Raw genomic sequence first — 25894 nt, 5'->3', positions numbered from 1 at the left:
GTTACAGACCAAGCAAAAAGAGCCTATCGCATCAATTGATACATTCTATTAATGATCGTTTAAATACGGCTGATAACCCGACAGAATCGCTGACACAGAAAATCCAGGTCTTCATCGCTGATAATGTAAGGCGGCATGATGTAAACCAGTTTGCCAAACGGGCGTACCCAGATGCCCTCCTCAACGAACATGGGCTGCACTTCCTCCATAACAACCGGCTCTTTCAGTTCAACGACACCGATCGCCCCAAGAATTCTCACTTCAGCCACTGTGTCGAACTCCGCACAGGGCGACAAACCATCCCGCAGCTTTTGTTCAATATTGGCCACCTGAGACTTCCATTCACCCGTGGCAAAAATCTCCAGGCTGGCATTGGCTGCGGCACAGGCCAGGGGGTTTGCCATAAAGGTTGGCCCGTGCATAATCGGCCCATGGGCAGAAATAGTGTCGCTGACTTTCTCAGTACACAACGTGGCAGCCATGGTCATGTAACCACCGGTCAGCGCTTTGCCCACTGTCATGATGTCTGGCACGGTATTGGCGTGTTCACAAGCAAACAGCTTGCCAGTTCTGCCAAAACCTGTGGCAATCTCATCGTGAATCAGCAGGACATTGTACTCATCACATAACTCCCGGACACGTCGGAGGAAGTCAGGCGAGTAGAAATACATGCCTCCAGCCCCCTGAACAACCGGTTCAATAATGACAGCAGCCACCTGTTCATGCATGGTTTCCAGACTGCTTTTGAATTCGCTGATATGGGATTCATCAAACGGCTCATCAAACTTGCAGGAAGGCCGCGACACAAAATGATGCTCGGGAAGAAGCCCCGTAAACATGGAATGCATCCCCCCGACCGGGTCACATACCGACATGGCGCCAGTGGTGTCACCGTAATAACCGCCACGGAATGTCAGCATCTTTGTTTTACGGGTATAGCCCTGGACAACCCAGTATTGCACCGCCATTTTAATCGCCACTTCCACAGACACCGAACCTGAGTCCGCAAAGAAAACGGTCTGGATGGGTTCAGGTGTCATATCTACCAGCTTCCGGGCAAGGTCAATGGCAGGCTTATGGGTCAAACCACCAAACATGACATGAGAGAACGTATCAATCTGTGCTTTCATGGCCTGATTCATGTGTGGGTGGTTGTAACCGTGTGCCATACACCACCAGGATGACATTCCGTCAATGACTTCCCTGCCATCATTTAATGTCAGTCTGACGCCATCCGCTCCGGTAACCGGGAAAACAGGAACAGAGCTGTTGGTCGAATTGTAGGGGTGCCAGATATGTCTGGATTCAAATTCAAGGTCCCCGGAACTGAGAAGGTGGTGCAAAATTAACTCCTGAACTGACTGGCTTTGACAGTGCCAGATAGCACTTATAACCAGAAAACACTTATAAATAGTTTGGCGAGCCAATAATAATGAGAAATAGCCCGAAATGTGAAATTTCTCCCCCCTCCCTGAAAGAATCAGCAAGATGGTTTAAACTTCAGTCTCATTATCTGACATCTGATCAACAAAGAAATCCTTTATGACCGCCCTGTTTGTAAACCAGCTCACCACTCTTGATTTCAGTTTTCTCTCCCCTGAGCGGGGTGTTGTAGGAGAAACCTGGCTGGCCGATGTGGTTTTATACGGTGACCTTGATGAGCAGGGAATGGTGTTTGATTTCGGGCATGTAAAGAAACAGGTCAAAGCCTCTCTGGACTTTCTGGCAGACCACCGCCTGCTGGTACCTGTTGCCCATTCATCCATTCAGGTCAATTCAACCGGAGACCGCCTGGATGTCACCATGGACTCGTCGGCTGTCGGTACAATAAACTGCAAGGCACCCGCACAGGCCATGCTGCTGGTTGACGCCGAACAAATAACGACTGACGTATTGACCCCCATTCTGGAAAAAGCGCTCCTGTCAGAACTGCCTGATAACGTCAAAAACGTTAAACTCAGGCTCTATAGTGAATCCATTGAAGGTGCTTATTACCATTACAGCCACGGCCTGAAAAAACATCTGGGTGATTGCCAGCGAATTGCTCATGGTCACCGATCCGCCATTCAAATTCATGTCAATGGAGAACGAGATCAGCTCCTTGAAAAGGGCTGGGCAAAAAAATGGCATGATATCTATATTGCAACAACAGAAGACCTTCTTGATTGCTTTGAACAGAATGGACATCGTTACAATCGCTTTGGCTACACCTCTGATCAGGGGTATTTCGAACTGACCATTGCTGAACACCTCTGCTACCTGATCGACACAGACACCACTGTAGAACTACTGGCACAGCATATTGCTGCTGAAATAAGTAAAGCATTACCGGACAATTCTGACCTTCAGGTAACAGCCTATGAAGGACTTAATAAGGGTTCTATTGCCAGAGGGTAGTGCAAATCTGCTCCCCGGAGCTTGCTCCGGGGAATATGCCCGTAGAAATTTAATTATGGGATATAAAATTACACTGTTGTTTAATATTCGAGGATTGCTGGTCAACAGAACGTTTCAGGAGCTTTGCTTATGAACGAGTTTCAACGAAAAATAGATTCTTCACAATTAGAAGAGGGCGATGTGTTATTTAAAATAATAAATCATACATCCGGGGTCATAGCCAAAAGTATAAGCTTTTTTTCTCCAATTCCGCTATGGCTTAATTTTTCAGGACATAGAAGAAAAACATCGGATCTTTACTCACAAGATCCCTGCAAAATAACCCACGTAGCTTTTTCTATGGGTCAAGATGGACTTTTTGAATATGATGAGACACGCGGAATATTTGAAATTATGCGATTTCGAGGAGCTGGCGTAGCTTATACACCAGATCCCAGTTTTAAAACTCATGGTGGAAAAGAATATTTAGTTGTCAGGTGTGTTAATAAGAAATTATCCGAAAAGGCTTACCGAAAAGCTTTAACGATTCATTCCTGCTGGGCTACATCAAGAAGCACATCTTACGGCATCAGAAAAGCTATCAATTCATTTATCTTCCAAAAAAGAGGTCCATCTATAACAAATGAAAGGCTTAAGAGATTAGAAAGCAGACTTATAAATGAAACAGAAAGTTTAATCAAAACAAACAGGGTTAATTTCTTTTGCTCTGAGTTTGTTGCATTTATTTATATATGGGCAGCAATAGAGCTGGCTTATTACCGTCTATTTGATGATCCATTAAAAATATTTGGAACAGATCGTGTAAGGCTTATTCCGTCAGAATTATTTTGTAGAATGCTGCATCATGGGCAATTTATTCCTTTAGGCAGAGTTGAATTTACTGAAGAGTGGCTTTTGGTGTGATGTACCCCCACCACCGAGTTGTTGAAGCAGCTAGTGGCCAGACGGCTCAGGAATACTCATATGGTACCGGCAAATAATATACATAGTGGCTATGAAGGCTTTAATGACCGGTTAATGGAATGAACAACTAAACTTAGGAAATGTTCTTTAACGTCAGAAAAGGATTTCCAATGTCTATAGAAAATATCAATGATCGCCCCAAACCTGCTGACCCCGGGCAGGATACACAGGTAGCTCCCGGATTACAGGACAAGGTTGAAGAAGAACTCACGCAAACCTTTGCCTCTGCCCGTAGTCAATTTGAGGAGATGCTGCAATTCAACTTTGGTGTTATCAAAGAGCTGCTGGACACGATTGCCGCCATTCACCCTCACCGTCCGGATATGGCACTGGGCAAACAGCCAGAACTGGCAGCCATTGATGCCGACAATGAAACAAAGCAGGTTGCTGTAGCTCCCGTAGGCAATTCCAGCTCAGAAAACGTTGTGAAAGGTTTAAAACAGGTTGAAGGGATGATGGTTTCCCAGGACATTAAACTGCAGGAACTTTACGACCAGTTAACTCTGTCCCGTTCAGGTCGAAAACCTGACCTGAGCAACCAGGGTCGTGAATTTGAACGACTGAAGTCTATTATCATTCAGGCAGAAGGCAGAATGAATCAGGCATTGAGTAGCTTGCCGGAAACCCTGCCAGATATTTCCGGTGAAACCATCACCAGCATGATGCCTGAGTTTATTGACGCATTAAACGGATTTGACGACAGTTTCCGGACAGCCCTGGAAGCTGTTCGTCATGAAATTGAACTTGCCCGACAGGCAGCCGCTTCATAAATGGGTTATCCGCAGATGTGTACACAACAGTGGCTGCTTATACATTTTCCTGTTTTAGAGCCTGACGCTAAATATAGGTAAAGTGCACGTAGCTAAAGAGGTAAAACATGCCGTTTCATCAAGTGGGAGTCCCTGCCGGCACCAGTTTCAAGCATATTTTATCAGGTCGGACTTTTATACTGGAACGGTATTCCACTTCTGAGCGTCTGATATTAGCCCTTTATCATCAAAACGCTGATGGCCAAAAATCGGAAGCTGGCCATGTAAAGGCAGCTTCCGAATTCGACAGTCATTTAGCTCTAGGCCCGCTTGATAGTAACAGTCATTTTTCAGTGACGTACATTCGTACCGAAGATGAGTACCGTAATATTTCTCTTGGCGCTATGCTGATGTTTATCGTAGCTCGTGAGGTTCAGATCAATGGCGGAGTGCACCTGTACATACAGTATCCGGTTTTGGAATCTCTGGGCTTTTATTGTCAGTTTGGCTTTTATCCTGCTCCGGAAAATGTGGAAAAACAGCATTTTACAGCCCTCGAAGATATCCGGGAAATTCGAAGAGCATTGGGCTTTGATGACCTCGATCATCTGGAGATTCCGCCTCAGGACAAAATCAGAATGAACAGAAGCTTTTCGTTGTGGAGAGGGGCTGTCAACCCTGTCCTTGAGCTTCTTATAAAAAAACTGGAAGGTCTCTATATCTTTGGATAGTTTGCTTTTCAGTCCCGTTCCGTCTGAAAACGCTGGCGTAGCATTCAGGCTTCCTCTGCCGGAAACGCTGCCCGCCGGTGCCATTGCAGAATAATCACAGCAACAACAACCATTAGCCCAAGAAGCCCGAAGCCTGACGGATTAAACAGCAATAACGGCAGGCTAAGGCCACACAGAATTCGCTCAACCAGCGAAAGCGCCCTTAGCAGATAACCTTCAACGGCCATCGCCATAGCGACGATAATGGCCAGTGTTTGCACTACCCCAACAACAAACCCAAAGGCATTACCCTCTGTATTGATCAGACCTGAATACGCCATCATAATGGGAATCACAAACAGGCCAGCAGCCAGCTTAAATGCCTCAACCGAAGCCCTGATCGGGTTAGCGTCCGCCACGCCAGCACCGGCAAACGCGGCCAGGGCAATAGGCGGGGTAACGTTTGATGTCTGGGATAACCAGAACACCAGCAGGTGAGCGGTCAGCAGCGGCAAGCCAAAGTCACCCAGCAATGGCACAGCCATCACGGCCAGAACAATGTACGCGGCAGTCACTGGCAGTCCCATTCCCAGCACCAGCGCCACCAGGCTGATTAATAGGAGGGCGGTAAACATATAGCCACCGGAAAGTGTCATCACAAACTGGGTAAACTGCAACCCAATACCAGTCTGCCCCACGACCCCGACAATAATGCCCGCAGCACCACAGGCGGCTGATATTGGCAACGCCAGCAACGCACCGTTTTTCATGCCGAGAATGATTTTCTGTATTCCTATACGACTATGGTTACGTAACCCTGCCGTTACCAGAATGGCACCACAACCGATAACCCCCACCAGCAGTGGTGAAAATGCCATTAATAGGAGCACCGTGATTAACAACAGTGGTAAAAGGAAATGAGCACCATGCTTCATCACATCCCAGATCGCTTCCGTTCTCTGCGCAGAACTTAATCCCAGCTTGCATGCCATAATATGGACGTATAACAGCGTACAGAAAAAGTACAAAAACGCCGGTGCGATAGAAGCAATCATAATGTCGCTGTATGGCACACCGGTAAACTGAGCCATGACAAACGCCCCGGCACCCATAATTGGCGGCATGATCTGTCCACCCGTCGAGGCAGCGGCTTCGATGCCTGCCGCCTGTTCCGGTTTATAACCCAGCTTTTTCATCATAGGGATGGTGATGGAACCGGTTGTCACCGTATTGGCAATGGCTGAACCGGAAATAGAACCGAGTCCGGCCGAAGCAATAACAGCCGCTTTAGCAGGTCCTCCCCGATACTTCCCCGCAATGGCAAACGCCAGGTCGATAAAGAATTTACCTGCCCCGGTGACCTCCAGAAAAGCGCCAAACAAAACAAAGATAAAAACAGTGGTTGCCGCTATACCCAGCGCTGAGCCAAAGACGCCATTACTGGAATACATCTGAAACTGTATCAGTTCCTGCAAACTGTAAGCCTTGGTCGCCAGAGTTCCCGGCAAAAAGCTGCCAAACGCACTGTAGGCAAGAAACAGTCCGGCAATAGCCACCATCACCCAGCCAACTGTGCGACGACAGGCTTCCAGCAGCAGCGCCAGGCAGACGACACCTGCTATAAGGTTGGGAGTACTCAGCCCATACAGCAGATAATTGATATCGTTGTAGTCAAAACTGACGATTAAGTAGCCGGAAACGACTGCAGCAACCGCCAGTCCCAGATCAAATAAACGTCCCGGGACATAAAGCCGGTGTTGCTCGTTTCTGACAACAGGGAAGTGCAGGAAGATCAGCACCATCACCCAGCTCAGATGAGCTGGCCGGAAATAGGTGGCTGAGATGGTTGAAGTAATGCCCTGCCATATCTGAAAGCCCGACAGCAAAACCGCCAGTACCAACACCAGATAGCCTGACCGTTTAATAATCGACTTCGTCATGACTTCCTCCTTCCACGAGTCTTCTGCCGGGCTACCTACCCTTTTTCAATAACTGTCTACTGAGCTGTTTTCAGATACCTGAGAGCGCCGGGATGCAGTGGCACGCCATTGAGGCTACCTGCATTGGCATGAGTAGTGGCGTCAGCGGCTTTAACCACTTTTCGTACCTGATCAATATTCTCAAAAGCGGTGCGGGTCAGTTCATAAGCCATGTCTTCGGGAAGGTCTGCCTTAACAACAATCACATTCCAGACACTCAGGGTGTTAACGGCATCGACCTTGTTATAAACCCCTTCAGGAATGGTATAGCTGCTGTAAGCAGGGTACTTCGATTTGAAGGTCGCCTGTTCCTGTGCAGAAATATCAAGAATACGAATGTCGTGGGTCAGTGCCAGCTGAGTCACAGCGCCAACGCCCTGCCCACCCACAATAAATCCGGCATCAATCTGCCCATTGGCAAGGGCATTAGTGGTTTCAGAGAAATTCAGGTAAACCGCATTCACTTCCACACCCAGGGACTCCAGCAGTGCCGCAGATGTTACAGCAGTACCAGAAACCGGGGGCTCCCAGTGAAACCCGCTTACCCTTCAGGTCGGACAGGGACTGGATATCCGTTTTTGCAGTCGTCACCGCATGCACCAGGTTGGGATAGAGGGCAAACAGCACATTCACAGGCATTTTTGCCGGAAACTTGCCTTCACCCTTATAGGCATCCAGAACAACATTTCCCATTGCCAGACCGGCAAGCATGTCGCCCCGTACCACTTTAATCGTGTTTTCAACAGAAGCCGCTGTCACTTCTGCCTTAACGTTTATACCCTCGATATTATCGGACCAGACTTTGGCCAGGGCGCCTCCAAACGGATAGTAAATTCCACTTTGCCCACCCGTACCAACGGAATAATTGTTCGCGCTCACCGAAACAGACAACAACGGTAAGATCAAAGCTGCCAGAGAAAGGAGCAGTTTGCGCATAAGTCCCCCACGTTTTTTATTCTTCTACCCTTACAGGCGCATGGCTTATTTATAATGTCCTGTCACCACACGTGTACGAGAGTCTAACTTAAAGCGGAAGGGACGAGAAGGCAGGAGGGGGCCATCGGAATAAAATAACGGCACCCCTGACAGTAACGCTTAGTACATGATCAGCCCCAGTGAAGACAACGCAATGGCCACCCACAGGAAAATTCCGTAAGCCATTGGCATAAAGCCAACACTCCTCAACAGATCACGGGTCATGGTTGAACCGATCAGGAAGAGAGTTAACACCAGCCCTCTCTTTGACCACTCAACAATATCATCGCTGAACATTTCGACTCCGGGGATAAAGCTGTTAGCCAGCATCGCAAGAATAAACAACCCGATAAACCAGGGAATACTGATTTTCCTGACATTTCCCCCCGAGATAACTGCCATCAGCAGAGACAGAGGGATGATCCACAGCGCCCGCCCCAGCTTAACGGTAGTGGCAATCGCCAGGGCTTCCGGGCCATAACTGGCACTGGCACCGACCACAGAGCTGGTATCATGAATAGCAATCGCTGACCAGAGTCCAAACTGTTCCTGTGTCATTGAGAGCCAGTGTCCCACCGGTGGAAATACAATCAGCGCTACCGAGTTCAGAATGAACACAACACCCAGCGCAACCGAGATATCACGGGGAGAAGCTTTGATAACCGGAGCCACCGCAGCGATTGCGCTGCCGCCACAAATGGCCGTTCCACTGGAAATCAACTGTCCGGCATGACGGGTAAGCCCCATTCTGGTAGCCGTCAACGCCCCCAGAACCAGAGTAAAGACGATAGAGGTTACGGTCAGCAGAAAGCCGTTCTGGCTGGCATCTATAGCCTGTTGAACACTCATGCCAAAGCCCAGGCCAATCACTGACAATCTCAGCAGGACACTTATCGCTTTCTGCGCCATCTCTAAACAGGGGTTGCCTAATGTAACAGCCAGAATAATACCCAGCATCAGAGCAATGGCCGATGAAATACCAGTAAACAGGCACAGCAGACTCATCAGGAAAAACAGGCTTTGGGCTACCCTGTGGAAACTTCCGCCAGATGCCGAAAAGCGCTCATGTAGAGAACCCATAACGTTTATTTACTTAACGAAACTTCAGAAGGCAGGCAGTATGGGGCTGAATAGCTAATAAGAAAAATAAATATTCCTGAACAATCCTGTAAGAAACTCTTATGCGAACAGGATCATGCACAGGCCGGTGCTTCCCCCGTCTCAATTACAAAGAGTTCACAAATCTGACCAGCGCGGTTCGCTGCTCTTTATTCATATCCATAACGGCCTGCTTTGCAGCCTCTGCCTCACCACCATGCCAGAGAATCGCTTCCATAATGGTGCGGGCGCGCCCGTCATGCAGAAACGTGCCTTTCGGGTTGACCATTCTGGTTTTGCCAATCCCCCACAGCGGCGGCGTTCGCCACTCACGACCCGAAGCAAGAAACTCAGGACGATTATCTGCCAGCTCTTCACCCATATCGTGCAGCAGCAAATCCGTATATGGCCAGATATTCTGCTCTGACTGTTCCGGATAATTTTTAACCTTAAGGGTTGTAAAGTTGGGAATATGGCATCCCGTACAGCGGGCTTTAGCAAACAGTGCCTTCCCTTTCAGCACTTCCGGGTCTTTGGAATCCAGTCGCATGGGAACGGCGAGGTTACGACTGTAAAACACCACTTTTTCAAGTATGGAATCAGAAACATCCGGATCTTCTTCCGGTGTCGCCTCTTTACAGGAAACCTGGCTTTCCGTGCAGTTGTCATCAGGAAACAGGCTGGAAGTAATGCCCATATCCCCATTGAACGCCCCGGCACTCTGCTGGGTCATATTAGGCTGACCAGCTTTCCAGCCAAAACGTCCAAGTGCCGTTTTTTTATTTTGAATATCCCAGACCCGGTTACCACGACCGGAAATACCATCCCCGTCACGATCATCCGGGTCTTCATTCGCCAGAATCTGCGAATCTGATATGGCTTCCAGCAATCCCAGCCCGATCATGGGTGACGCAATACGAGGCGACATCATCAAATTGTCCGGCAGGGGGCCATAGTTTAAACCTTCCAGCGAAATGACCGGCTTGCGAATCTGAACACTCTCCCCATCAGAAAAGCGGATGGTTGAATATTCGTAACGAACCCGGACTTTAGCCTCGTGCTTAACCCCTCCCAGAGAAAAATCCTGAATCTGGTCACCGTAAACCGGATGTGGAACCACTCCACTGCGGGTCAGCTGCTCCTTATCTTTCTGAGTAGTAGCTGGCACACTGATTCTGATCAGCAACCCACCTTCATTGAGTTCGCCATCGTCAGGGGAATGCCCCCGGCCATCAAGAATGTGACAACCTTCACAGGAGCGGGTGTTAAACAGAGGACCCAGCCCGTCACGAAATGAGTCAGGCTGTGGAGCAGGCACCCAGTCACTTTTGAAGAAGCTGTCACCCACACTGAAATCGAGCCTTCGGTTGGCTGCCATATTGGCAGAAGCACGGGAGAATGAACTTTTACCCGAAACGGTCACGGATGTTTTTCCACCCGGCCATTTTTCGCCATCTTCATACGCCGCCGGTTCAACCTTTGAACAGCCCGGCAGGCTGAACAGCACAACAATCGTGACGGCTGTTGTCAAAAAAGAAGCAGTCAGCCCTTTAACCATTGTCAGAATTCCGAGTGAAGCTGCGTGAATGAAACTGCGTAAGTAACACTATGTGTTAGCTTCAACTATCGGCAAGACCGGACATTACCAAAGTCATCAATGTTTCGGTGATTTCAAAGGAGTTCGTTGCAGGCATTAATGCCATCGGCAAATGCCTTTAAAGCCCTGCGTAAATCAATAGGTTTACCAGTTACCGGATTACAGGCGGGCATTCCGTTAATGCACATCCGGGCATGACCATGTACCAGAGCAGTAGCATTCAGGGTGGTTTGCCAGATCAGTTCCTGGTCGGCACTTTGCAGTTTACGGCTGATAATGCCCTGCAACCGCCCCAGACTGTTCAAAGCCATCGTTTTCAGCTGCGGACAGATCTCTTTTCTGGCAAGCAACGGCCCGAACATCAGCTTGTACAACTCAGGATTGCTGGAAGCAAACTCAACAAAAGCCAGCCCGGCATTCACCAGCTCGTCATCAACGTTAGCGGATGCCTGCTCCGCTTTGCAGACATGCTTATCCAGTTCTGAAAAACCATCGGTCATCAACGACACCAGCAAGGCTTCCTTGTCAGCAAAGTGCCGGTAAGGGGCAGTCTGGGAAACACCAACAGCCCTTGCCAGGGCCCGCAGGCTCAGTTTATCGGCACCCGACTCATGCAGTTGCCGCCGGGCTTCAGTCAGCAATACCTGCCGGAGATTTCCATGGTGATATCGGGACATAATTAACCTGATGATCGCTCGTACTGGCTATAGAGTTTTGCACAAATGTATTCATTGTCAACATTGTTGACACCGAACACATTACTCTTTTAGCATTAAGCCCACAATAAAGACTATATCGGACAAACTTTCATGCCTGCTTCCCGCCACTGCCCCGGGCTTGTGACCCTGGCTCTTTACTGCATTGTTTACAGCGTTTTTTACAGCACGATGCCATTGCCCGCCTTTGCCAGCCCTGAATCAGGTAAACCACCGGTCAGCGTGACGACTGAAACCGTTCAATACCAGCAATACTCGCGCCCAATAAGAACCAGCGGCATTCTCGCTTATAAATCCCAGCAAACTCTGTCGTTTAAAACAGCAGGCCCCGTGGCACAACTGTTGGTTGATGAAGGCGATCGGGTGCAGACCGGGCAGTTGCTCGCCAGCCTGACCATGGAAGAGGTTAACGCACAGGTCGATGAAGCCAGGGCAAGGCTGGACCTGGCAAAACGCAACCTGGAGCGCATCAGCAAACTGCACAAGAACAATGTGGTGTCGCTGGATCAGCTCCAGTCTGCAGAAACCGAGCTGGAGGTTGCCAGAAGCCGGCTGCGTATCACCCTGTTTAACCAGAGGTACTCTCGCATTGATGCTCCGTCACAGGGTCTTGTATTACGGCGTCATGTAGAAGAAAACGAACTGGTAACACCCAATCAACCTGTACTGGTGGTGGCAGACACGGCCCGGGGCTGGGTGCTTAAAACCGGCCTGACCGATGAAGAAATTGTCAGGGTTAAGAAAAACGACAAGGCACTGATTCAGTTTGATGCCTGGCCCGGACAGACCTTTACCGGACAGGTTACCCGCCTTGCGGCACTGGCTGATGAACGCACAGGCACCTTTCAGGTAGAGATCGCCTTCCCCGAAACCACCAGCAAGTTGCGTTCAGGCTTTGTGGGCAAGGTTACCCTTACTCCCTCCAGACAGCAGATGCTGGCACTGATTCCTGTTGAGTCTGTCGTTAATGCCAGCCGCTCTTCGGCAGAGGTGTTTGTCTACAAACCCGGTGATCAGTCGGTGACCCTGAGAAATATCAATCTGAACTTTATGGAATCAGGTTTCATTGCCAGTGATTCAGGTCTGGAGGAAGGCGAAGCCGTTATCAGTTCCGGTGCCGGTTTTCTTCTGGATGGCGATACCGTCATTGTTTCCGAGGCTGCTGCTTACGGTCTTCAGGAGTAACCACCATGAAACTCCCAGCCATTGCGATTCAGAACCGGCGCTTTACCCTGGTGGTCATGTTATTGCTGGTAGCACTGGGTATTGTGTCATTGATGACCATGCCCCGCTCTGAAGATCCCCAGTTTGAATTTCCGGCAACGATGGTACGTGTCGTCTATCCCGGTACCAACCCACTGGATATGGAGAAGCTGATTGTTGACCCTATCGAGGAAGCCATCAAGGAGTTAGACGACATAAGAATTTTAAAGAGTGATATCGAAGATGGTCTGGCGGTGATTCAGGTCGAGTTCCTCTACGGCACTGACCCTCAGGAACAGTATGACGATGTGGTAGCCGAAATTGCCAAAATACGCGACCAGCTGCCGGAAGATATTCCGGTGCTGGCCATTGACCGTATCTCTCCGATTGATGTCAGCATTATCCAGATTGCCCTGATGTCTGAATCCCGGAGCTATAACACATTGCGACTGCTGGGAGAAAAACTGGAAAAGCGCATTGAACGGATTCCCGGTATCAAAAAAGCGACAACAGAAGCTTATCCCGAACAGCAACTGCAGGTTCAGGCAGACCTTGCCCGGATGCAGGAACTGGGCATTGGGGTTGAAGACCTGATTGCCGCTATACAGGCGTCCGGAGTCAACCTTCCCGGCGGTCATGTTCTGGCAGGCAAACGCCGTTTTACGGTACGAACCAGTGGTGACTTCAAAGATATTGAAGCCGTTGAAAGAACGGCCGTGGTCTCTACTCCGGGGAGAGTCGTGTTTGTTAAAGATATTGCCGATATCGTCTTCACCGATGCTCTGCCTACCTATCAGGCACGATTTCAGGGAACCCGGTCCATTTTTGTCACCGTTGTCCAGCGCAAGGGCAGCAATATCTTCACCGTCATGGACGCTATCAAACAGACGCTGGATGATTTTGGGCAGGAGTTACCTGCAGACGTTGCCATTGGTATTGCCCACGACCAGAGTGAGTCGGTACACGATCGTGTCTCCCAGTTTTTCAACAGTCTGGTTCAGGGTCTGATACTGGTCGGGTTGCTCACCGTCCTGTTTCTGGGCGCCCGGTCGGCGGTTGTCATTATTCTTGCCATTCCCCTGTCAGTGTTTATTGGCTTGGGTTGGGTAGACCTCGCTGGCTATGGCCTGCAGCAGATGTCGATTGCCGGACTGGTGATCGCACTGGGGCTTCTGGTTGATAATGCCATTGTGGTGACAGAAAACGTTCACCGCTTCCTGCGCAAAGGCTATGCGCCGATGGAAGCCGCTGCCCGGGGGGCCAGTCAGGTCGGCTGGGCAGTCATCAGCGGAACCCTGACCACCATTCTGGCTTTTCTGCCGATTATGCTGTTGCAGACTGGCGCTGGCATATTCATGAGATCCATGCCGGTCACCGTTATTCTGACCCTGCTGGCTTCCCTGATTATTGCCCTGAGCCTGTCGCCACTGCTCGCCAGCGTTATGCTGAAAGGACAGGACAGCAAACCGCCATTACTGTTAAGGGGTCTGCAGGCATTTACTTACGGCCCCTATAAAGCGCTGCTCAGTGGCGCCCTTCGTTATCCGGTGCTGATCCTGATAATAGCCGTCATGACCCTGGCTGGCTCCATTATGCTGGCAGGCACACTGGGTGTCAGTATGTTTCCCAAGGCTGAAAAGCCGATGCTGCTGGTCAATGTTGAACTGCCCGAAGGTTCCAGTTTTCAGCAAACAGACAATGCCGTACGACAGGTTGAAGGTATTGTCAAAGACTACCCACTGGTACGTTCCGTGGTCAGCAACATTGGTAAAGATAACCCCAGAATCTACTACAACATTTTCCCTAAACGTCAGGTACCCAACTATGCCCAGGTGGTTATTAATCTGAATACCGGTCGGCTCAGTGAGGTAGAACCTTTTGTTGAGTCCCTTAGAGACGACTTCAGCCGTATTGTTGGGGCGCGAGTGGTGGTTAAGGAACTGTTACAGGGTCCCCCTTATGAAGCCTCTGTTGCCTTCCGGATTATGGGGGACGATCTGAACCAGGTTCTGGCGGTATCCAGGGATATTGAGCAGATCATTGCTACCACACCCGGAACGGTGAATGTCGATAATCCCCTGGACAACCCCAAGGTTGACCTGAATGTCACCATTAACCGAGATAAAGCCGCCATGTACGGGGTCGCCATCAGCTCTATTGACCAGGTTATTCGAGCCAGTCTTGTCGGGGTACCTGTCAGCCAGTTCCGTGACCACTCGGGAGAGAATTACCCGATTGTTGTTAAAGGTCAGTCGTCTGGTAATGAACCCCAACTGGAAGACTTTGACCGCATGATGGTGAAGTCCACCAGCGGCCATCTGGTTCCGGTCAAACAACTGGTTAAGCTGGAAATGCAGGATGCCCTGCCTCGTTTTCAGCATCATCTGACAGAACGTATGGCAAGAATAACCGCTGACCTGAAAGCCGGTTATCAGGCAGAAACCGTGACCAATGCCATTCGGGCAAAACTGGATCAGTACCAGTGGCCGGATGGCGTGACTTATCAGGTAGGCGGTGAACAGGAGCAGCGGGAAGAGTCGTTTGCCGGTATGGCTAAAGTGCTGCTGATTGCCTTGCTGGGCATTTTTGCGATACTGGTGTTACAGTTCAACTCGTTCAGTCAGCCGCTGGTGATTTTTACAGCCATTCCTTTTGCCGTGACGGGCATGATTCTGGCACTGTGGTTTGCCGGTTTTACCTTCTCCTTTACTGCCTTTATCGGGTTGACTTCACTGGTGGGTATTGTCGTCAACAATTCCATCATACTGGTAGATTACAGTAATCAGCTGCGCAGAAAAGGCATGGAGATAAAAGAAGCCATTATTGAAGCCGGGCAGGTACGGTTATTGCCGATTCTGCTAACCACCATGACCACCATTGGCGGCCTGCTGCCACTGACCCTTTCCGGTTCCATGATGTGGGCGCCCATGGGGGCCAGTATTATTGGCGGTCTGCTGGTATCAACACTGCTGACACTGTTTGTTGTGCCTGTACTTTATTCCCTGCTGGGAAGGAGGGCGCTGGACTAACCGTTCGTCTGATGGTTTTTAAACAACCCTGAAAACAACAATGGGGAGCTGAAGCTCCCCATTGTTGTTTTCAGTCAGCTATTAATTCAGCTATTCAGTCGTCCAGATCAACCACTTTAAGGTAGGTCATGGTCTGGTTTAACAGACGGTACCCGATCTCTCCAAACGTAATGGGACCCGGGAAACCTGCCCGCTTGCCTTCCAGCTCGCCATAAAGGAAGTTCAGGATACAGTTACAGGAGAACTGCATATCCGTGTTTTCCTGTGGCAGGCTGTTTGCAAACTCTGTGGCATAGTCAGCCAGAGGTCTGGCAAAGCGATACCGCCTTCCCGCGAACACCGGAGCATAGAAGGACACCTTACCATCATCCGTGTTTACCTCTTTGATACAGGTATTGATAATCGCACCGGAGTAATTACTGGTTAGCGGTACCTTGGTATCAATACTGTGAGCCGTAACATATTCGGCAAAATTCACCTTTTCCCCATTTACCAGACAGTCTCCTGCCTCGAAAGCATCAGTATCAAACTCAATCACCGGGCTGTCCGGATCCGGTGTGTGAATGTTAATGATCTCCAGCTGGGGCATTTTGTTAGTGGGCAGCTCAACATGCAGCGCCACCACCCCGTCGGTCAGCTCAGTACCTGTAGAACCATCGTATACCTTGGGTGTATCACTGGAGTTAAGGTCAATACCGGATACCCAGCCCAGCACGGGGTTGTCGTACAGGAAGTCATAACCGTCTGCATGCAGGGCAAAGTCTGAATGAACCTCCGAGAAAGCAGGTATCACCAGTATGGTATAACCATTATCGAAACGGTCACGGGTAAAGGAGGGCAGCGACTGTTTATCATATGTTATGATTTTGTGTTGAGTGGCGTCATCTGAAATTTCATCGACGTACACTTTTTCCTGTGAAAACTCGCCCTGGCTTTCTCCCATAAAATAGGGCGTTGATCCAGCGACCCAGTTACCTTCTGGCAGCTGTGACAACACCCGTTCGTCCCCGGCCAGCGATAACACTTTACCCGCTTCAATCAGCTGGATGACCTCTTTGACACTCTGTAACTTTTTCATGACAAATCCTTTTATCCTTTAGTCCTGTCTACTCTTCAGGCTCGTTTTTATATCAGGTCCATTTTAAAAAGGTGTTCACCATGTTTTGAACACAGCTTTCAGGTCACTGACAAAGCCTTTGGGGTATTTGGCAAAATACTCGTAAAGGTAATCTATGGCTTCTTCCTGTGTGATATCGCCAGATTTTATGCCTTTTTGAACTTTATCGACCTGTAACTGAAGAACAAATTTGTCCATTTTGTGCTGACCCTGTACCAACTCCGCCCATTCAGCCCTGTCTTTTGGTGGTATATCCTGTCTCATAAACGTGTTCCAGTGAATTAGGAGAATTGCATGGGTTCTATCGACAGTTCTCAGCCTTTTCTATATAGACAAAAGTTGTAGGCTGAGAAAACGGCCACAAACCATCCATCAGAGAGTACCCGTCAGAAAGCGGAAAATCCTTCCAGTACTGCCACAGTATTATTACCCAGAGCTTCCAGGGCATAGCCTCCTTCAAAAACAAACAGGGTGGGCTTTTTCAGAGCGGCCAGACAACGTCCCAGCTCCACAAAATCCGGGGTATTGATGTTGAAGAAAGAGATCGGGTCCCGTTCATAGGTATCGAGCCCCAGGGAAACCACCAGATAGTCCGGTTGAAACCCACCGATTCGTCCAAGAGCGACTTCCAGAGCCCTGCGGTATTCCGTCCAGCCTGTGGCATGCAGTGGCAGCGGCAGGTTCATATTGAAACCCAGCCCCGCACCATCGCCGGTTTCGTCCTCGTGACCAAGATAATGGGGATAGTCCTGCCGGGGATCAGCATGAAGAGAGGCAAAAAACACATCGTTGCGGGAATAGAAAATGGACTGGGTACCATGGCCGTGGTGATAGTCAACATCCAGTATGGCGACCTTATCAGCGCCCTGATCGAGAAAAGCCTGAGTAGCAATAGCTGCGTTGTTAAAAAAGCAGTAACCGGCCATTAAATCCTCTGATGCGTGATGACCGGGTGGCCGGCAAAGGGCAAAGGCGACCGGTTCCCCATCCAGTACTCTTTTCTGAGCGGTCAGAGCACAATCCACCGATGCCCTGATGGCTTTCCAGGTCCCTTCAACCACGGGTGCCGTGAGATCCATAGAGTAATACCCCAGTGCGCCTTCAATCTGTTCCGGCACCAGATGCCTGAGCCCTCGATGAGGAAAACAGTAAGGCGATGCCTGAGTGGATTCCGGGTACGTCTGGTGCCAGCGCTGCCAGGCAGTTTCCAGAAACTCGATATAATCTGGTCGATGCACCCTGGCTATAGGCTCGGTTGAAAAGCTTTCTGGCCATTCGATTCGTCCCAGATTATTGTCCTGAAGGGCTTCCAGAACATAGTCCAGTCGTTTTGGGGATTCCAGATAAGGTACCAGATCGCCCCCAAGGAACTCTCTGGCAGGGTTGTGCAGCTTTTGCTGTTCACTGTAAATGGTCAGCATCGACGTTCTCCTGAACCATTGACATGTCGCTGACGTTTAAACAATCAGCACATGGTAAAATGCGTCAAGCAACGCAAATTATAAAAGGCTGGGAAGGTTTTATGACGACGTTTTACCTCAAAGCGGAAGAGATTTTTTCGGAAACAGGGATCATTCACAATAGCTGTCTGAAAATCGAGAATGGCAGGATCGCCGCAGTCGGCTGTCAGCCAGCGCCCGATGCAGAGGTGATTGACCTGGGCGACCACCGCATTGTGCCGGGGTTTGTTGATCTTCATATTCACGGCTGCTCTGGCTGTGACGTGATGGATGCGACCCACGAATCGTTGAATACCATTTCCACCAGCATTGCCAGAACAGGGGTCACAGGATTTCTTGCCACTACGGTCACTGATACTTGGGAACGAAATCTGGCGGCATTAGCTAACGTAAAACATTCCATTGAACAGGGCGTCAGTGGCGCTGAACTGCTGGGCAGTTATTCCGAAGCCATTTTCTTTACCAAAGATTTCAAGGGCGCCCACGATGGCAGCTATTTCCTGTCGCCCTCCACTGAACGACTCGATGAAATGCTGGCAGCTGCAGATGGCACATTGAAGTCACTGGCACTGGCTCCTGAGCTTGAAGGCGCTATTGAAGCCACCCGCTACCTGAGCCAGAAAGGCATCAATGTCATGGTTGGACACACGGGGGCCAGTTATGAACAGTGCCAGGAGGCTTTTGAGGCCGGAGCTATTGGCGGAGTCCATATCTTTAACCAGATGCTGGGTCTGCATCACCGGGAACCCGGTACCGTTGGTGCGGTTCTGCATCATCAGGACATATACGCCGAAATGATTGCAGATCTCGTGCATGTTAACCCAATTGTCATGGAACTGGTTTACCGTCTCAAGGGCGAGAAAAAAATCGCTCTTGTGACGGACTGTATGTGTGCAGGAGGTTTGCAGGACGGAGACTATCAGTTAGGCCAGCTGAAGGTCACCGTACAGGATGGCGTCGCCAGAACCGCATCAGGTGCCCTGGCGGGCAGTACTCTGACACTGGACAGGGCCATTGCCAATATGGTTAACGAAGCTGGCGTAGCACCACTGGCAGCGGTTCATATGGCATCCCTGACACCTGCCACCCTGCTGGGTATGCAGGAGAGCATTGGTAGCATTAAAGCCGGTAAACGGGCAAATCTGGCTATTCTCGATAAACAGTATCAGATACAGATGACTCTGGTTGATGGCAAAAAGGTCTACGATTATTGTTAATTCACCTTGCTCTTTCCGGCCGGTCTACTTCGAGAGAACTAAAAAGGCTGCTGTAAATAACATAAGAGTATTATGAATATAGCTTTCAACGTGCCGGGCGCGTTTCGGCTGCATACACTTTAAACAGTGAATAACAAATGAGCGAACAAACATAACAAGAATTGTTCTGCAACTTTTTTCAAACAACAAAAACTGACACAGGTCAACTGTAAAGGTTTTTAGTGGTTAGTACGTATTAATTACTATCGAATCCACTGATAAAACTCTTTACGGAGACAGGGGGAGATAAAAAAATGATATTTGTAACTGATGATCATCGAACGGTACGCATGCCTAAAGAAACCAGACAGCCAAGGGGTGTAGTACCCGAAGTGATTGATCCGGTTCTTCTGGCAGCTATCCACCAGACCAACGCCTGCTCATCAAAAGTGAAGCCGGTAATCAAAAAGTTCAAGACCAAATAGATGACTTTGCATGGGGTCTGTAAAACAGACCTCAGACCTTCCGGTTTCGATGCCCGCACGCACCTTTCAGAACGGCAAAATAAAACTCACTTCTGCCCCCAAATGCATCTGCTGATGATGTAAACTCCTTAAGCAATAATACTTAATAGCCATCGAAAAAAGATAACAAGTTTCCGGGAGAGCAGCCTATGACCGAGTATTCTGTCAGCAGAGCAACTTTTGACGAAGTAATGGTGCCAAATTATGCACCTCAGAAAGTTGTTCCCGTCCGTGGCAAAGGGTCGCGCATCTGGGATCAGGAAGGCAGGGAGTACATTGATTTTGCTGGCGGCATTGCCGTCAATGCGCTGGGACACTGCCACCCGAAGCTGGTAAAGGTCCTGAAAGATCAGGCCGACAAACTCTGGCATCTCAGTAACGTTTACACCAATGAACCTGCACTCGCTCTGGCCAGGGCGCTCACCGAAGTCTGCTTTGCAGAAAAAGTCTTCTTCTGCAATTCAGGTACCGAAGCCAACGAAGCCGCGTTCAAGCTTGCACGAAAGTACGCTTACGACCACGCTGGCCCGGAAAAACATGAAATTATTTCCTTCAACCACTCTTTTCACGGCCGTAGTCTGTTTGCGATCACAGTAGGTGGACAGCCCAAATACTGTGAAGGCTATGCCCCTGTGCCAGAAGGTGTCACCCATCTGCCCTTTAACGACGTTGAAGCTTTAAGGGCAGCGGTTTCAGACAAAACCTGCGCCATTGTTCTGGAGCCCATTCAGGGCGAAGGTGGCGTCATGCCCGCAACGCCAGAGTTTCTACAGGCCGCCAGAGAACTCTGCGACCAGTACAATGCCCTGCTGGTGTTTGACGAAGTGCAGACCGGCGTAGGACGCACCGGTGAGTTTTATGCTTACATGAGTACGGGTGTTGTACCCGACATCCTGACCACCGCAAAAGCTCTTGGCGGCGGTTTCCCCGTTGGCGCCATGCTGACGACCTCGGAAGTCGCCAACAGTTTTGGCTTTGGCACTCACGGCAGCACCTATGGCGGTAATGCCCTGGCCTGTTCAGTGGCTCTGGCAGCGATCACGCTGATTAATGATGACCAGTTACTAGCCAATGTATCCGGCAAACATCAGCTGTTTCGTCGGGAGCTGGAAAGCATTAATGATGAGTTCGGTGTCTTCACTGAAATCCGGGGCAAGGGGCTGCTCATTGGTGCGGAACTGACGCCTGAATGGCACGGTAAAGGCAAGGAGTTTCTGGCTGCCGCTGCGGAAGAAGGTTTAATGCTGCTGGTCGCAGGTCCGAATGTTCTGCGTCTGGCTCCGTCACTGATCATCCCTGATGACGACATTCGCCAGGGGATGGATGCCCTGAGGAAAGCTGTGGCAAAAATAGTTCAAAGCTGATCGAGCGTCCCATCGTCACCCCTGCGCAGCCGGAAAATGCCAACGTCATGTTGGCATTTTTTTGCCTGTATATTTTCTGCATCGTCGTATACTTTAGAGGTCAATAACAACAAAAGTGGATACCATGTCAGGCATTATTGATCCTTTCCTGCCTCTGCTTCAGAAACTGGACGATCGTCAGAGCACAATGCTTCAACAGACCATCAGCCTTGCGGAAATAAACTCCGGAAGTCTTAATGCAAAAGGGGTGAATCGGGTTCTGTCTGAACTGCAAAAAATGACCCTGCCTCTGGAAGCGCAACAGCGGGTTGTCAGCCTTAACGATTACCAGTCCATTAACATTCACGGAGACGCTATACGTCAGCCATTAGGTGACGCGCTTATTCTTTCAAAGCGGCCAGAGGCTTCTTTGCAAATTGTTTTGGGTGGACACATGGACACGGTGTTTGGCGAAGACCACCCGTTTCAGACGGTAAAATTCATTGATGATGACCATATCAACGGCCCCGGCGTCACTGACCTGAAAGGCGGTCTGGTGGTGATGATTCATGCCCTGAAACTGTTTGAGCAGTCGCCCTGGGCTGAACAGGTTGGGTGGCAGATCATCCTGAATCCTGATGAAGAAATTGGCTCACCCGGTTCCGCTCCCCTGTTTGAAGCAGCCGCAAAAACAGCTCATGTGGGAATGCTTTACGAACCCAGTTTTCCCGATGGTTCACTGGCTGGTGCCCGTAAAGGCAGCGGCAACTTCACGGCTGTCTGTTATGGCAAAGCCGCCCATGCCGGACGTGAACATCACCTTGGCCGAAATGCGGTCCGGGCGCTCTGTGATTTCGTGTCGGCAATGGATGACCTCAATGGTGGTCGTGAAAACGTCACTTTCAATCCCGGTTTTGTCCACGGGGGCGGACCAACCAATATAGTGCCTGATCGCTGTATCTGCCGGTTTAATATTCGTATTGAAAAACCTGAAGATGAACAATGGTGCCTGCATCAGCTGCAAATGCTGGTTAACCAGATCAGTGGCCGCGATGGCATTACTCTGGAACTGCACGGTGGTTTTGGCCGTAAACCAAAAGTGTTGTCCACTGCCAACCAGAAACTGTTTCAGCTGGCTAAAGAGTGCGGCTCGGCCCTGGGTATGCCCATTGATGTAAAAGCCACTGGCGGCTGCTGCGATGGCAATAATCTGGCTTCCTTTGGCGTACCAAATATTGATACCTTGGGAGTACAGGGAGGTCATATTCACAGCGATAAGGAATATATGAAAATCAGCAGCCTGATTCCCAGAGCGAAGCTCAGTGCAGCCCTGCTGATGGCACTGGCAAAAAATGAAGCGGAAGGCAAAGGCAACGAATGGCTGCGTCAGTAAAAAAACGACAACTGACTTACTGCTACCCTTGCCTTTCCATGATCCTGAGTTGTCACTCATTACACCAAAGACAGGAGGCTTGTCATGGACAACACAATCCATACCCTGCTGCAGGCCATGTGGGAAGATTATCTTGAGCTGGCTCCGGATGCCCGAAGCATCCACGACCTGTTTGCAGCCAGCAACAGCTCATCCAGCAACAATGGCACAGTTGTTAATGATCATATTGCGCTTCGAACCTATAACCTGCCAGAGGTCAACCTTGCTGTTATAGCCCATGCTTTCACGGACAATGGGTATGTCGAGGGTGGGGAGTACGAATTTCCTGCCCGCAAACTGTTTGCCAGACACTTCCAGCACCCGAATCCTGAACTGCCAAAAGTCTTTATCAGCGAGCTGCTGGTTGAAGAACTGTCGGAACAGGCGCAGAAGCATATTACCTCCCTGGTGAACCAGATTACTCCCGGGGCGACACAATCTCCCCTGTTCAGCTGTTCCGGACGCCCCTGGCAACTGGACACCCGAACCTACGACGAACTGCTGGCAGAAAGTGAATACGCCGCCTGGGTGGCTGCCTTTGGCTATCGTGCTAACCACTTCACGGTATCCATTAACCACCTGTCTGAACCGGATAATATTGTTGACCTGAATAACCTGTTGCAGAAACACGGCTATATTCTCAACGACACCGGGGGACTGGTGAAAGGCTCGCCGGATGTGTTGCTGGAGCAGTCCTCTACCATGGCGAAAAAAATAACCGTTGACTTCACGGATGGGAGGCGGGAAATACCCGGCTGTTTCTATGAATTTGCCAAACGCTATCCAACCAGCGATGGAACCTTGTATCAGGGGTTTGTAGCGGCTTCTGCCGATAAAATATTCACCAGTACCCACACCAAAGCCGAATAATCACACACTGGGGGTTGCCTATGATGATCTTTCGCCCGATCGAAAGTTGCGACTATGACACCCTTTGGCATCTTGCCAAACACACTGGTGTGGGTTTTTCTTCTTTGCAACCAAAGCCTGATGTAGTTCGCCGTAAAATGGAATGGGCGCTGAAATCATTTGCGGCGTCTTCAGCACTGGAAGAGTCTCTGTACCTGTTTATGCTGGAAGACCAGAAAACCGGTGAGATTGTCGGAGTATCCGGTATTGAGTCTGCGATCGGGCTGTCAGATCCCTGGTACAACTTCAAAATCAACACCCAGGTGCATGCTTCAAGAGAGCTGAATGTCTACAACCGCCTGACCACCATGACATTGTGCAGCGACCATACCGGCTACTCTGAGCTTTGCACGTTATTCCTGTTGCCCGACTACCGTCACTCCAACAATGGGCGACTGCTTTCCAAGGCCCGCATGATGTTTATGGCGAACCACCCCTTTCACTTTAATGAAAACGTCATTGCCGAGATGAGGGGCAGCTGCGATGACAATGGCGAGTCTCCGTTCTGGGAAGCCATAGGCAGACACTTTTTTAATGTGGATTTCGTTACCGCCGACCAGCAGGTGGCCGAGGGAAAAACCTTTATTGCCGAACTGATGCCCAGGCATCCGATTTACACCAACATGTTGCCTGAAGATGCCCAGGCAGTGATTGGTGAAACCCATAGCGACACACTCCCTGCCCGGAAACTGCTCGAAAGTGAAGGTTTCCATTATACCCACTATATTGACATTTTCGATGCCGGTCCGCTGCTGGAAGCACGGGTCAGGGATATACGCACCGTCAGGGATTCAAGAGAATATAAAGTACGAATTCACGAATCCACCACCACCGACGAAACAGACTGGCTGCTGTCAAACACAGGCTTCAACCATTTCCGCTGTATACTGGGGCAGGTATCCTTTGAAGGGCTGGAATTTGTCAATATCACCCGGGATCAGGCCGATGCCCTGCAACTGGACTCGAACGACACCGTGCGTGTGGCTCCCTTAACCGGCAGACGACCTTAACAGGAGACAGACATGACTGATTACATTAATGGTCAATGGCAGAAAGGTTCCGGTTCAGAATTTCAATCCACCAACCCGTCCACCAACGAGATCGTATGGAGCGGCTGCAACAGCAGTGAGCCGCAAATCGATCAGGCGGTTCATGCTGCTCGAGTAGCCGCTTCTGGCTGGATGATGACACCTCTGGAGCAGCGTATTGCTATCGTTCGTGCTTTTGGCAAACATCTGGAAGAGCATGCAGACACCATTGCTGAAACCATCGCCCGTGAAACCGGAAAGCCTCTGTGGGAAGCCCGCACTGAAGCGGCTGCCATGAAAGGCAAGATAGAAATTTCCATCAAGGCTTATAACGAACGAACCGGCATTACTGAAAACAGTCTGGCGGGAGCCAGAACATTTATCCGGCATAAACCTCATGGTGTTGTTGCTGTTTTCGGTCCCTATAACTTCCCCGGACACCTGCCCAACGGACACATCGTGCCAGCCTTGCTGGCAGGTAACACCGTGGTCTTCAAGCCCAGTGAGTTGACACCCGCCACCGGAGAACTGGCCGTTAAATTATGGGAACAGGCAGGACTGCCAAAAGGTGTGATTAACCTGATACAGGGTGAAAGGGAAACCGGCGTTTATCTTGCCAACCACCCAGATCTCGACGGGCTGTTTTTCACCGGCAGCTCCCGAACCGGCAAACTGCTTCACCAGCAGTTTGGAGGCCACCCCGGGAAAATCCTGGCGCTGGAGATGGGTGGCAACAACCCGCTCATTGTCTGTGAAGTGGCTGATATGACCGCCGCTGTACACGACACTATTCATTCTGCCTTTATCACCACCGGACAGCGTTGTACCTGTGCCAGACGCCTGTTCGTCCCTGCCGGGGAGTGGGGAGACCAGTTTATACAAATGCTGACCCGCACCACAGCCAGCCTTAAAACCGGTGACTGGAACAGTGACCCGCAGCCGTTTATGGGAGCCGTTATTTCCGAAGCCACAGCAGAAGCCATTGTGCAGGCTCAGCAACACCTTGAGTCTCTGGGAGGAAAGGTACTGCTGGAATCCAGAAAGCTGCAACCCGGCACAGGTCTGATCAGCCCCGGCATTGTTGATGTCACTACGGTTCCGGCACTGCCTGATGAAGAGTACTTTGGCCCGCTGTTACAGGTTATTCGTTATCAGTACTTAAAGGATGCCATTAAAAAAGCCAACAACACTCAATACGGTCTTTCTGCCGGTCTGTTCAGTGATCGCCGGGAAGACTATGAGCTGTTTTTCAACCATATCCGGGCTGGCATTGTTAACTGGAACCGTCCGATTACCGGGGCAGCAGGTACTGCACCCTTTGGCGGTGTCGGCGATAGCGGCAATCATCGCCCCAGTGCCTACTTTGCGGCGGACTACTGCGCTTATCCGGTTGCCAGTGTTGAGGCTGACGCATTGATCATGCCTGAAAAACTCGTCCCCGGTTTAGCGCTGGAATAATTCGAATAACT

The 25894-nt window shown here is 50.0% G+C and carries 23 protein-coding genes; 13 read left to right on the top strand and 10 right to left on the bottom strand.

Annotated features, from left to right (window positions below; genetic code table 11):
* Window positions 1-59 precede the first annotated feature (59 nt).
* Window positions 60-1343, bottom strand: coding sequence for an adenosylmethionine--8-amino-7-oxononanoate transaminase (bioA, locus tag V5J35_RS16590; RefSeq protein ID WP_354008212.1), 1284 nt, complete (start codon window positions 1341-1343; stop codon window positions 60-62).
* Window positions 1344-1542: 199 nt separating this feature from the next.
* On the opposite strand from bioA, the gene V5J35_RS16585 reads away from it, so the two are divergent.
* The 4 genes from V5J35_RS16585 to V5J35_RS16570 all read left to right on the top strand — a co-directional run bounded on the left by V5J35_RS16585 (window position 1543) and on the right by V5J35_RS16570 (window position 4840).
* On the top strand, window positions 1543-2397 hold the full coding sequence (locus tag V5J35_RS16585; protein ID WP_354008211.1) for a 6-carboxytetrahydropterin synthase: 855 nt from the start codon (window positions 1543-1545) through the stop codon (window positions 2395-2397).
* A 129-nt stretch (window positions 2398-2526) separates the two neighbouring features.
* Window positions 2527-3300: a hypothetical protein gene (locus V5J35_RS16580; protein ID WP_354008210.1), complete on the top strand. Its 774-nt coding sequence runs from the start codon at window positions 2527-2529 to the stop codon at window positions 3298-3300.
* Between the two features lie 170 nt (window positions 3301-3470).
* Complete coding sequence (locus V5J35_RS16575) at window positions 3471-4130, top strand: hypothetical protein (protein WP_354008209.1); 660 nt, start codon at window positions 3471-3473, stop codon at window positions 4128-4130.
* Between the two features lie 332 nt (window positions 4131-4462).
* Entirely contained in the window at window positions 4463-4840 is a 378-nt protein-coding gene (locus V5J35_RS16570) for a hypothetical protein (RefSeq protein ID WP_354008208.1), read from the top strand.
* Between the two features lie 44 nt (window positions 4841-4884).
* Here V5J35_RS16570 and V5J35_RS16565 read toward each other — a convergent pair whose 3' ends face one another.
* From V5J35_RS16565 to V5J35_RS16540, 6 genes are all read right to left on the bottom strand, one after another.
* Window positions 4885-6759, bottom strand: coding sequence for a TRAP transporter permease (locus V5J35_RS16565; RefSeq protein WP_354008207.1), 1875 nt, complete (start codon window positions 6757-6759; stop codon window positions 4885-4887).
* A 56-nt stretch (window positions 6760-6815) separates the two neighbouring features.
* Entirely contained in the window at window positions 6816-7268 is a 453-nt protein-coding gene (locus V5J35_RS16560) for a TAXI family TRAP transporter solute-binding subunit (protein ID WP_354016450.1), read from the bottom strand.
* Window positions 7234-7734 carry a TAXI family TRAP transporter solute-binding subunit gene (locus tag V5J35_RS16555; RefSeq protein WP_354016449.1) on the bottom strand — a complete coding sequence of 167 codons (501 nt, stop codon included), beginning with the start codon at window positions 7732-7734 and terminating at the stop codon, window positions 7234-7236. The genes V5J35_RS16560 and V5J35_RS16555 overlap by 35 nt, the downstream gene beginning before the upstream one ends.
* Window positions 7735-7893: 159 nt before the next feature.
* A complete protein-coding gene (locus V5J35_RS16550; protein WP_354008205.1) occupies window positions 7894-8853 on the bottom strand; it encodes a YeiH family protein in 960 nt (319 codons plus the stop codon).
* Window positions 8854-8998: 145 nt separating this feature from the next.
* Window positions 8999-10429, bottom strand: a complete 1431-nt coding sequence (locus V5J35_RS16545) for a di-heme oxidoreductase family protein (RefSeq protein ID WP_354008204.1) — start codon at window positions 10427-10429, stop codon at window positions 8999-9001.
* A gap of 113 nt (window positions 10430-10542) precedes the next feature.
* Window positions 10543-11145: a TetR/AcrR family transcriptional regulator gene (locus V5J35_RS16540; RefSeq protein WP_354008203.1), complete on the bottom strand. Its 603-nt coding sequence runs from the start codon at window positions 11143-11145 to the stop codon at window positions 10543-10545.
* Between the two features lie 132 nt (window positions 11146-11277).
* Here V5J35_RS16540 and V5J35_RS16535 point away from each other — a divergent pair, with 132 nt between their 5' ends.
* Together V5J35_RS16535 and V5J35_RS16530 are read left to right on the top strand one after the other, a co-directional pair.
* Window positions 11278-12369, top strand: a complete 1092-nt coding sequence (locus V5J35_RS16535) for an efflux RND transporter periplasmic adaptor subunit (RefSeq protein WP_354008202.1) — start codon at window positions 11278-11280, stop codon at window positions 12367-12369.
* Window positions 12370-12374: 5 nt separating this feature from the next.
* Window positions 12375-15416, top strand: a complete 3042-nt coding sequence (locus V5J35_RS16530) for an efflux RND transporter permease subunit (RefSeq protein WP_354008201.1) — start codon at window positions 12375-12377, stop codon at window positions 15414-15416.
* A 94-nt stretch (window positions 15417-15510) separates the two neighbouring features.
* On the opposite strand, the gene V5J35_RS16525 is transcribed toward V5J35_RS16530, so the two are convergent.
* The 3 genes from V5J35_RS16525 to V5J35_RS16515 form a co-directional block, all read right to left on the bottom strand.
* On the bottom strand, window positions 15511-16494 hold the full coding sequence (locus V5J35_RS16525) for a DUF6976 family protein (RefSeq protein WP_354008200.1): 984 nt from the start codon (window positions 16492-16494) through the stop codon (window positions 15511-15513).
* Window positions 16495-16569: 75 nt separating this feature from the next.
* On the bottom strand, window positions 16570-16797 hold the full coding sequence (locus tag V5J35_RS16520; RefSeq protein WP_354008199.1) for a hypothetical protein: 228 nt from the start codon (window positions 16795-16797) through the stop codon (window positions 16570-16572).
* A 122-nt stretch (window positions 16798-16919) separates the two neighbouring features.
* Entirely contained in the window at window positions 16920-17954 is a 1035-nt protein-coding gene (locus tag V5J35_RS16515) for a histone deacetylase family protein (protein ID WP_354008198.1), read from the bottom strand.
* 101 nt (window positions 17955-18055) lie between these two features.
* On the opposite strand from V5J35_RS16515, the gene nagA reads away from it, so the two are divergent.
* The 7 genes from nagA to astD all read left to right on the top strand — a co-directional run bounded on the left by nagA (window position 18056) and on the right by astD (window position 25883).
* The gene (nagA, locus tag V5J35_RS16510; protein WP_354008197.1) at window positions 18056-19210 is read left to right on the top strand and encodes an N-acetylglucosamine-6-phosphate deacetylase; all 1155 of its coding nucleotides are present in this window, start codon (window positions 18056-18058) and stop codon (window positions 19208-19210) included.
* Window positions 19211-19503: 293 nt separating this feature from the next.
* Window positions 19504-19674, top strand: a complete 171-nt coding sequence (locus V5J35_RS16505) for a hypothetical protein (protein WP_354008196.1) — start codon at window positions 19504-19506, stop codon at window positions 19672-19674.
* Between the two features lie 188 nt (window positions 19675-19862).
* The gene (locus tag V5J35_RS16500; protein ID WP_354008195.1) at window positions 19863-21077 is read left to right on the top strand and encodes an aspartate aminotransferase family protein; all 1215 of its coding nucleotides are present in this window, start codon (window positions 19863-19865) and stop codon (window positions 21075-21077) included.
* Window positions 21078-21201: 124 nt separating this feature from the next.
* Window positions 21202-22449 (top strand): hydrolase, encoded by a 1248-nt coding sequence (locus tag V5J35_RS16495; RefSeq protein ID WP_354008194.1) that lies wholly within the window; start codon window positions 21202-21204, stop codon window positions 22447-22449.
* An 84-nt stretch (window positions 22450-22533) separates the two neighbouring features.
* On the top strand, window positions 22534-23358 hold the full coding sequence (locus V5J35_RS16490; protein WP_354008193.1) for a DUF1338 domain-containing protein: 825 nt from the start codon (window positions 22534-22536) through the stop codon (window positions 23356-23358).
* A 20-nt stretch (window positions 23359-23378) separates the two neighbouring features.
* Window positions 23379-24407 carry an arginine N-succinyltransferase gene (gene astA, locus V5J35_RS16485; RefSeq protein ID WP_354008192.1) on the top strand — a complete coding sequence of 343 codons (1029 nt, stop codon included), beginning with the start codon at window positions 23379-23381 and terminating at the stop codon, window positions 24405-24407.
* Window positions 24408-24419: 12 nt separating this feature from the next.
* Window positions 24420-25883 (top strand): succinylglutamate-semialdehyde dehydrogenase, encoded by a 1464-nt coding sequence (astD, locus tag V5J35_RS16480; RefSeq protein ID WP_354008191.1) that lies wholly within the window; start codon window positions 24420-24422, stop codon window positions 25881-25883.
* The last annotated feature ends 11 nt before the right edge of the window (window positions 25884-25894 follow it).

The organism is Endozoicomonas sp. NE40 (assembly GCF_040549045.1).
Classification (GTDB): Bacteria; Pseudomonadota; Gammaproteobacteria; order Pseudomonadales; family Endozoicomonadaceae; genus Endozoicomonas_A; species Endozoicomonas_A lisbonensis.
This window is presented reverse-complemented; position numbering and strand designations above follow the sequence as displayed.

Excerpts from the sequence above, each read along its gene's own strand:
- V5J35_RS16585 (WP_354008211.1), top strand. The coding sequence starts at position 1,543 with ATGACCGCCCTGTTTGTAAACCAGCTCACCACTCTTGATTTCAGTTTT.
- V5J35_RS16515 (WP_354008198.1), bottom strand. The coding sequence starts at position 17,954 with ATGCTGACCATTTACAGTGAACAGCAAAAGCTGCACAACCCTGCCAGA.
- V5J35_RS16505 (WP_354008196.1), top strand. The coding sequence starts at position 19,504 with ATGATATTTGTAACTGATGATCATCGAACGGTACGCATGCCTAAAGAA.
- V5J35_RS16490 (WP_354008193.1), top strand. The coding sequence starts at position 22,534 with ATGGACAACACAATCCATACCCTGCTGCAGGCCATGTGGGAAGATTAT.
- V5J35_RS16535 (WP_354008202.1), top strand. The coding sequence starts at position 11,278 with ATGCCTGCTTCCCGCCACTGCCCCGGGCTTGTGACCCTGGCTCTTTAC.
- V5J35_RS16540 (WP_354008203.1), bottom strand. The coding sequence starts at position 11,145 with ATGTCCCGATATCACCATGGAAATCTCCGGCAGGTATTGCTGACTGAA.
- astD (WP_354008191.1), top strand. The coding sequence starts at position 24,420 with ATGACTGATTACATTAATGGTCAATGGCAGAAAGGTTCCGGTTCAGAA.
- V5J35_RS16500 (WP_354008195.1), top strand. The coding sequence starts at position 19,863 with ATGACCGAGTATTCTGTCAGCAGAGCAACTTTTGACGAAGTAATGGTG.
- V5J35_RS16580 (WP_354008210.1), top strand. The coding sequence starts at position 2,527 with ATGAACGAGTTTCAACGAAAAATAGATTCTTCACAATTAGAAGAGGGC.
- V5J35_RS16555 (WP_354016449.1), bottom strand. The coding sequence starts at position 7,734 with ATGCGCAAACTGCTCCTTTCTCTGGCAGCTTTGATCTTACCGTTGTTG.
- V5J35_RS16575 (WP_354008209.1), top strand. The coding sequence starts at position 3,471 with ATGTCTATAGAAAATATCAATGATCGCCCCAAACCTGCTGACCCCGGG.
- astA (WP_354008192.1), top strand. The coding sequence starts at position 23,379 with ATGATGATCTTTCGCCCGATCGAAAGTTGCGACTATGACACCCTTTGG.
- V5J35_RS16525 (WP_354008200.1), bottom strand. The coding sequence starts at position 16,494 with ATGAAAAAGTTACAGAGTGTCAAAGAGGTCATCCAGCTGATTGAAGCG.
- V5J35_RS16530 (WP_354008201.1), top strand. The coding sequence starts at position 12,375 with ATGAAACTCCCAGCCATTGCGATTCAGAACCGGCGCTTTACCCTGGTG.
- V5J35_RS16495 (WP_354008194.1), top strand. The coding sequence starts at position 21,202 with ATGTCAGGCATTATTGATCCTTTCCTGCCTCTGCTTCAGAAACTGGAC.
- V5J35_RS16550 (WP_354008205.1), bottom strand. The coding sequence starts at position 8,853 with ATGGGTTCTCTACATGAGCGCTTTTCGGCATCTGGCGGAAGTTTCCAC.
- V5J35_RS16565 (WP_354008207.1), bottom strand. The coding sequence starts at position 6,759 with ATGACGAAGTCGATTATTAAACGGTCAGGCTATCTGGTGTTGGTACTG.
- nagA (WP_354008197.1), top strand. The coding sequence starts at position 18,056 with ATGACGACGTTTTACCTCAAAGCGGAAGAGATTTTTTCGGAAACAGGG.
- V5J35_RS16520 (WP_354008199.1), bottom strand. The coding sequence starts at position 16,797 with ATGAGACAGGATATACCACCAAAAGACAGGGCTGAATGGGCGGAGTTG.
- V5J35_RS16545 (WP_354008204.1), bottom strand. The coding sequence starts at position 10,429 with ATGGTTAAAGGGCTGACTGCTTCTTTTTTGACAACAGCCGTCACGATT.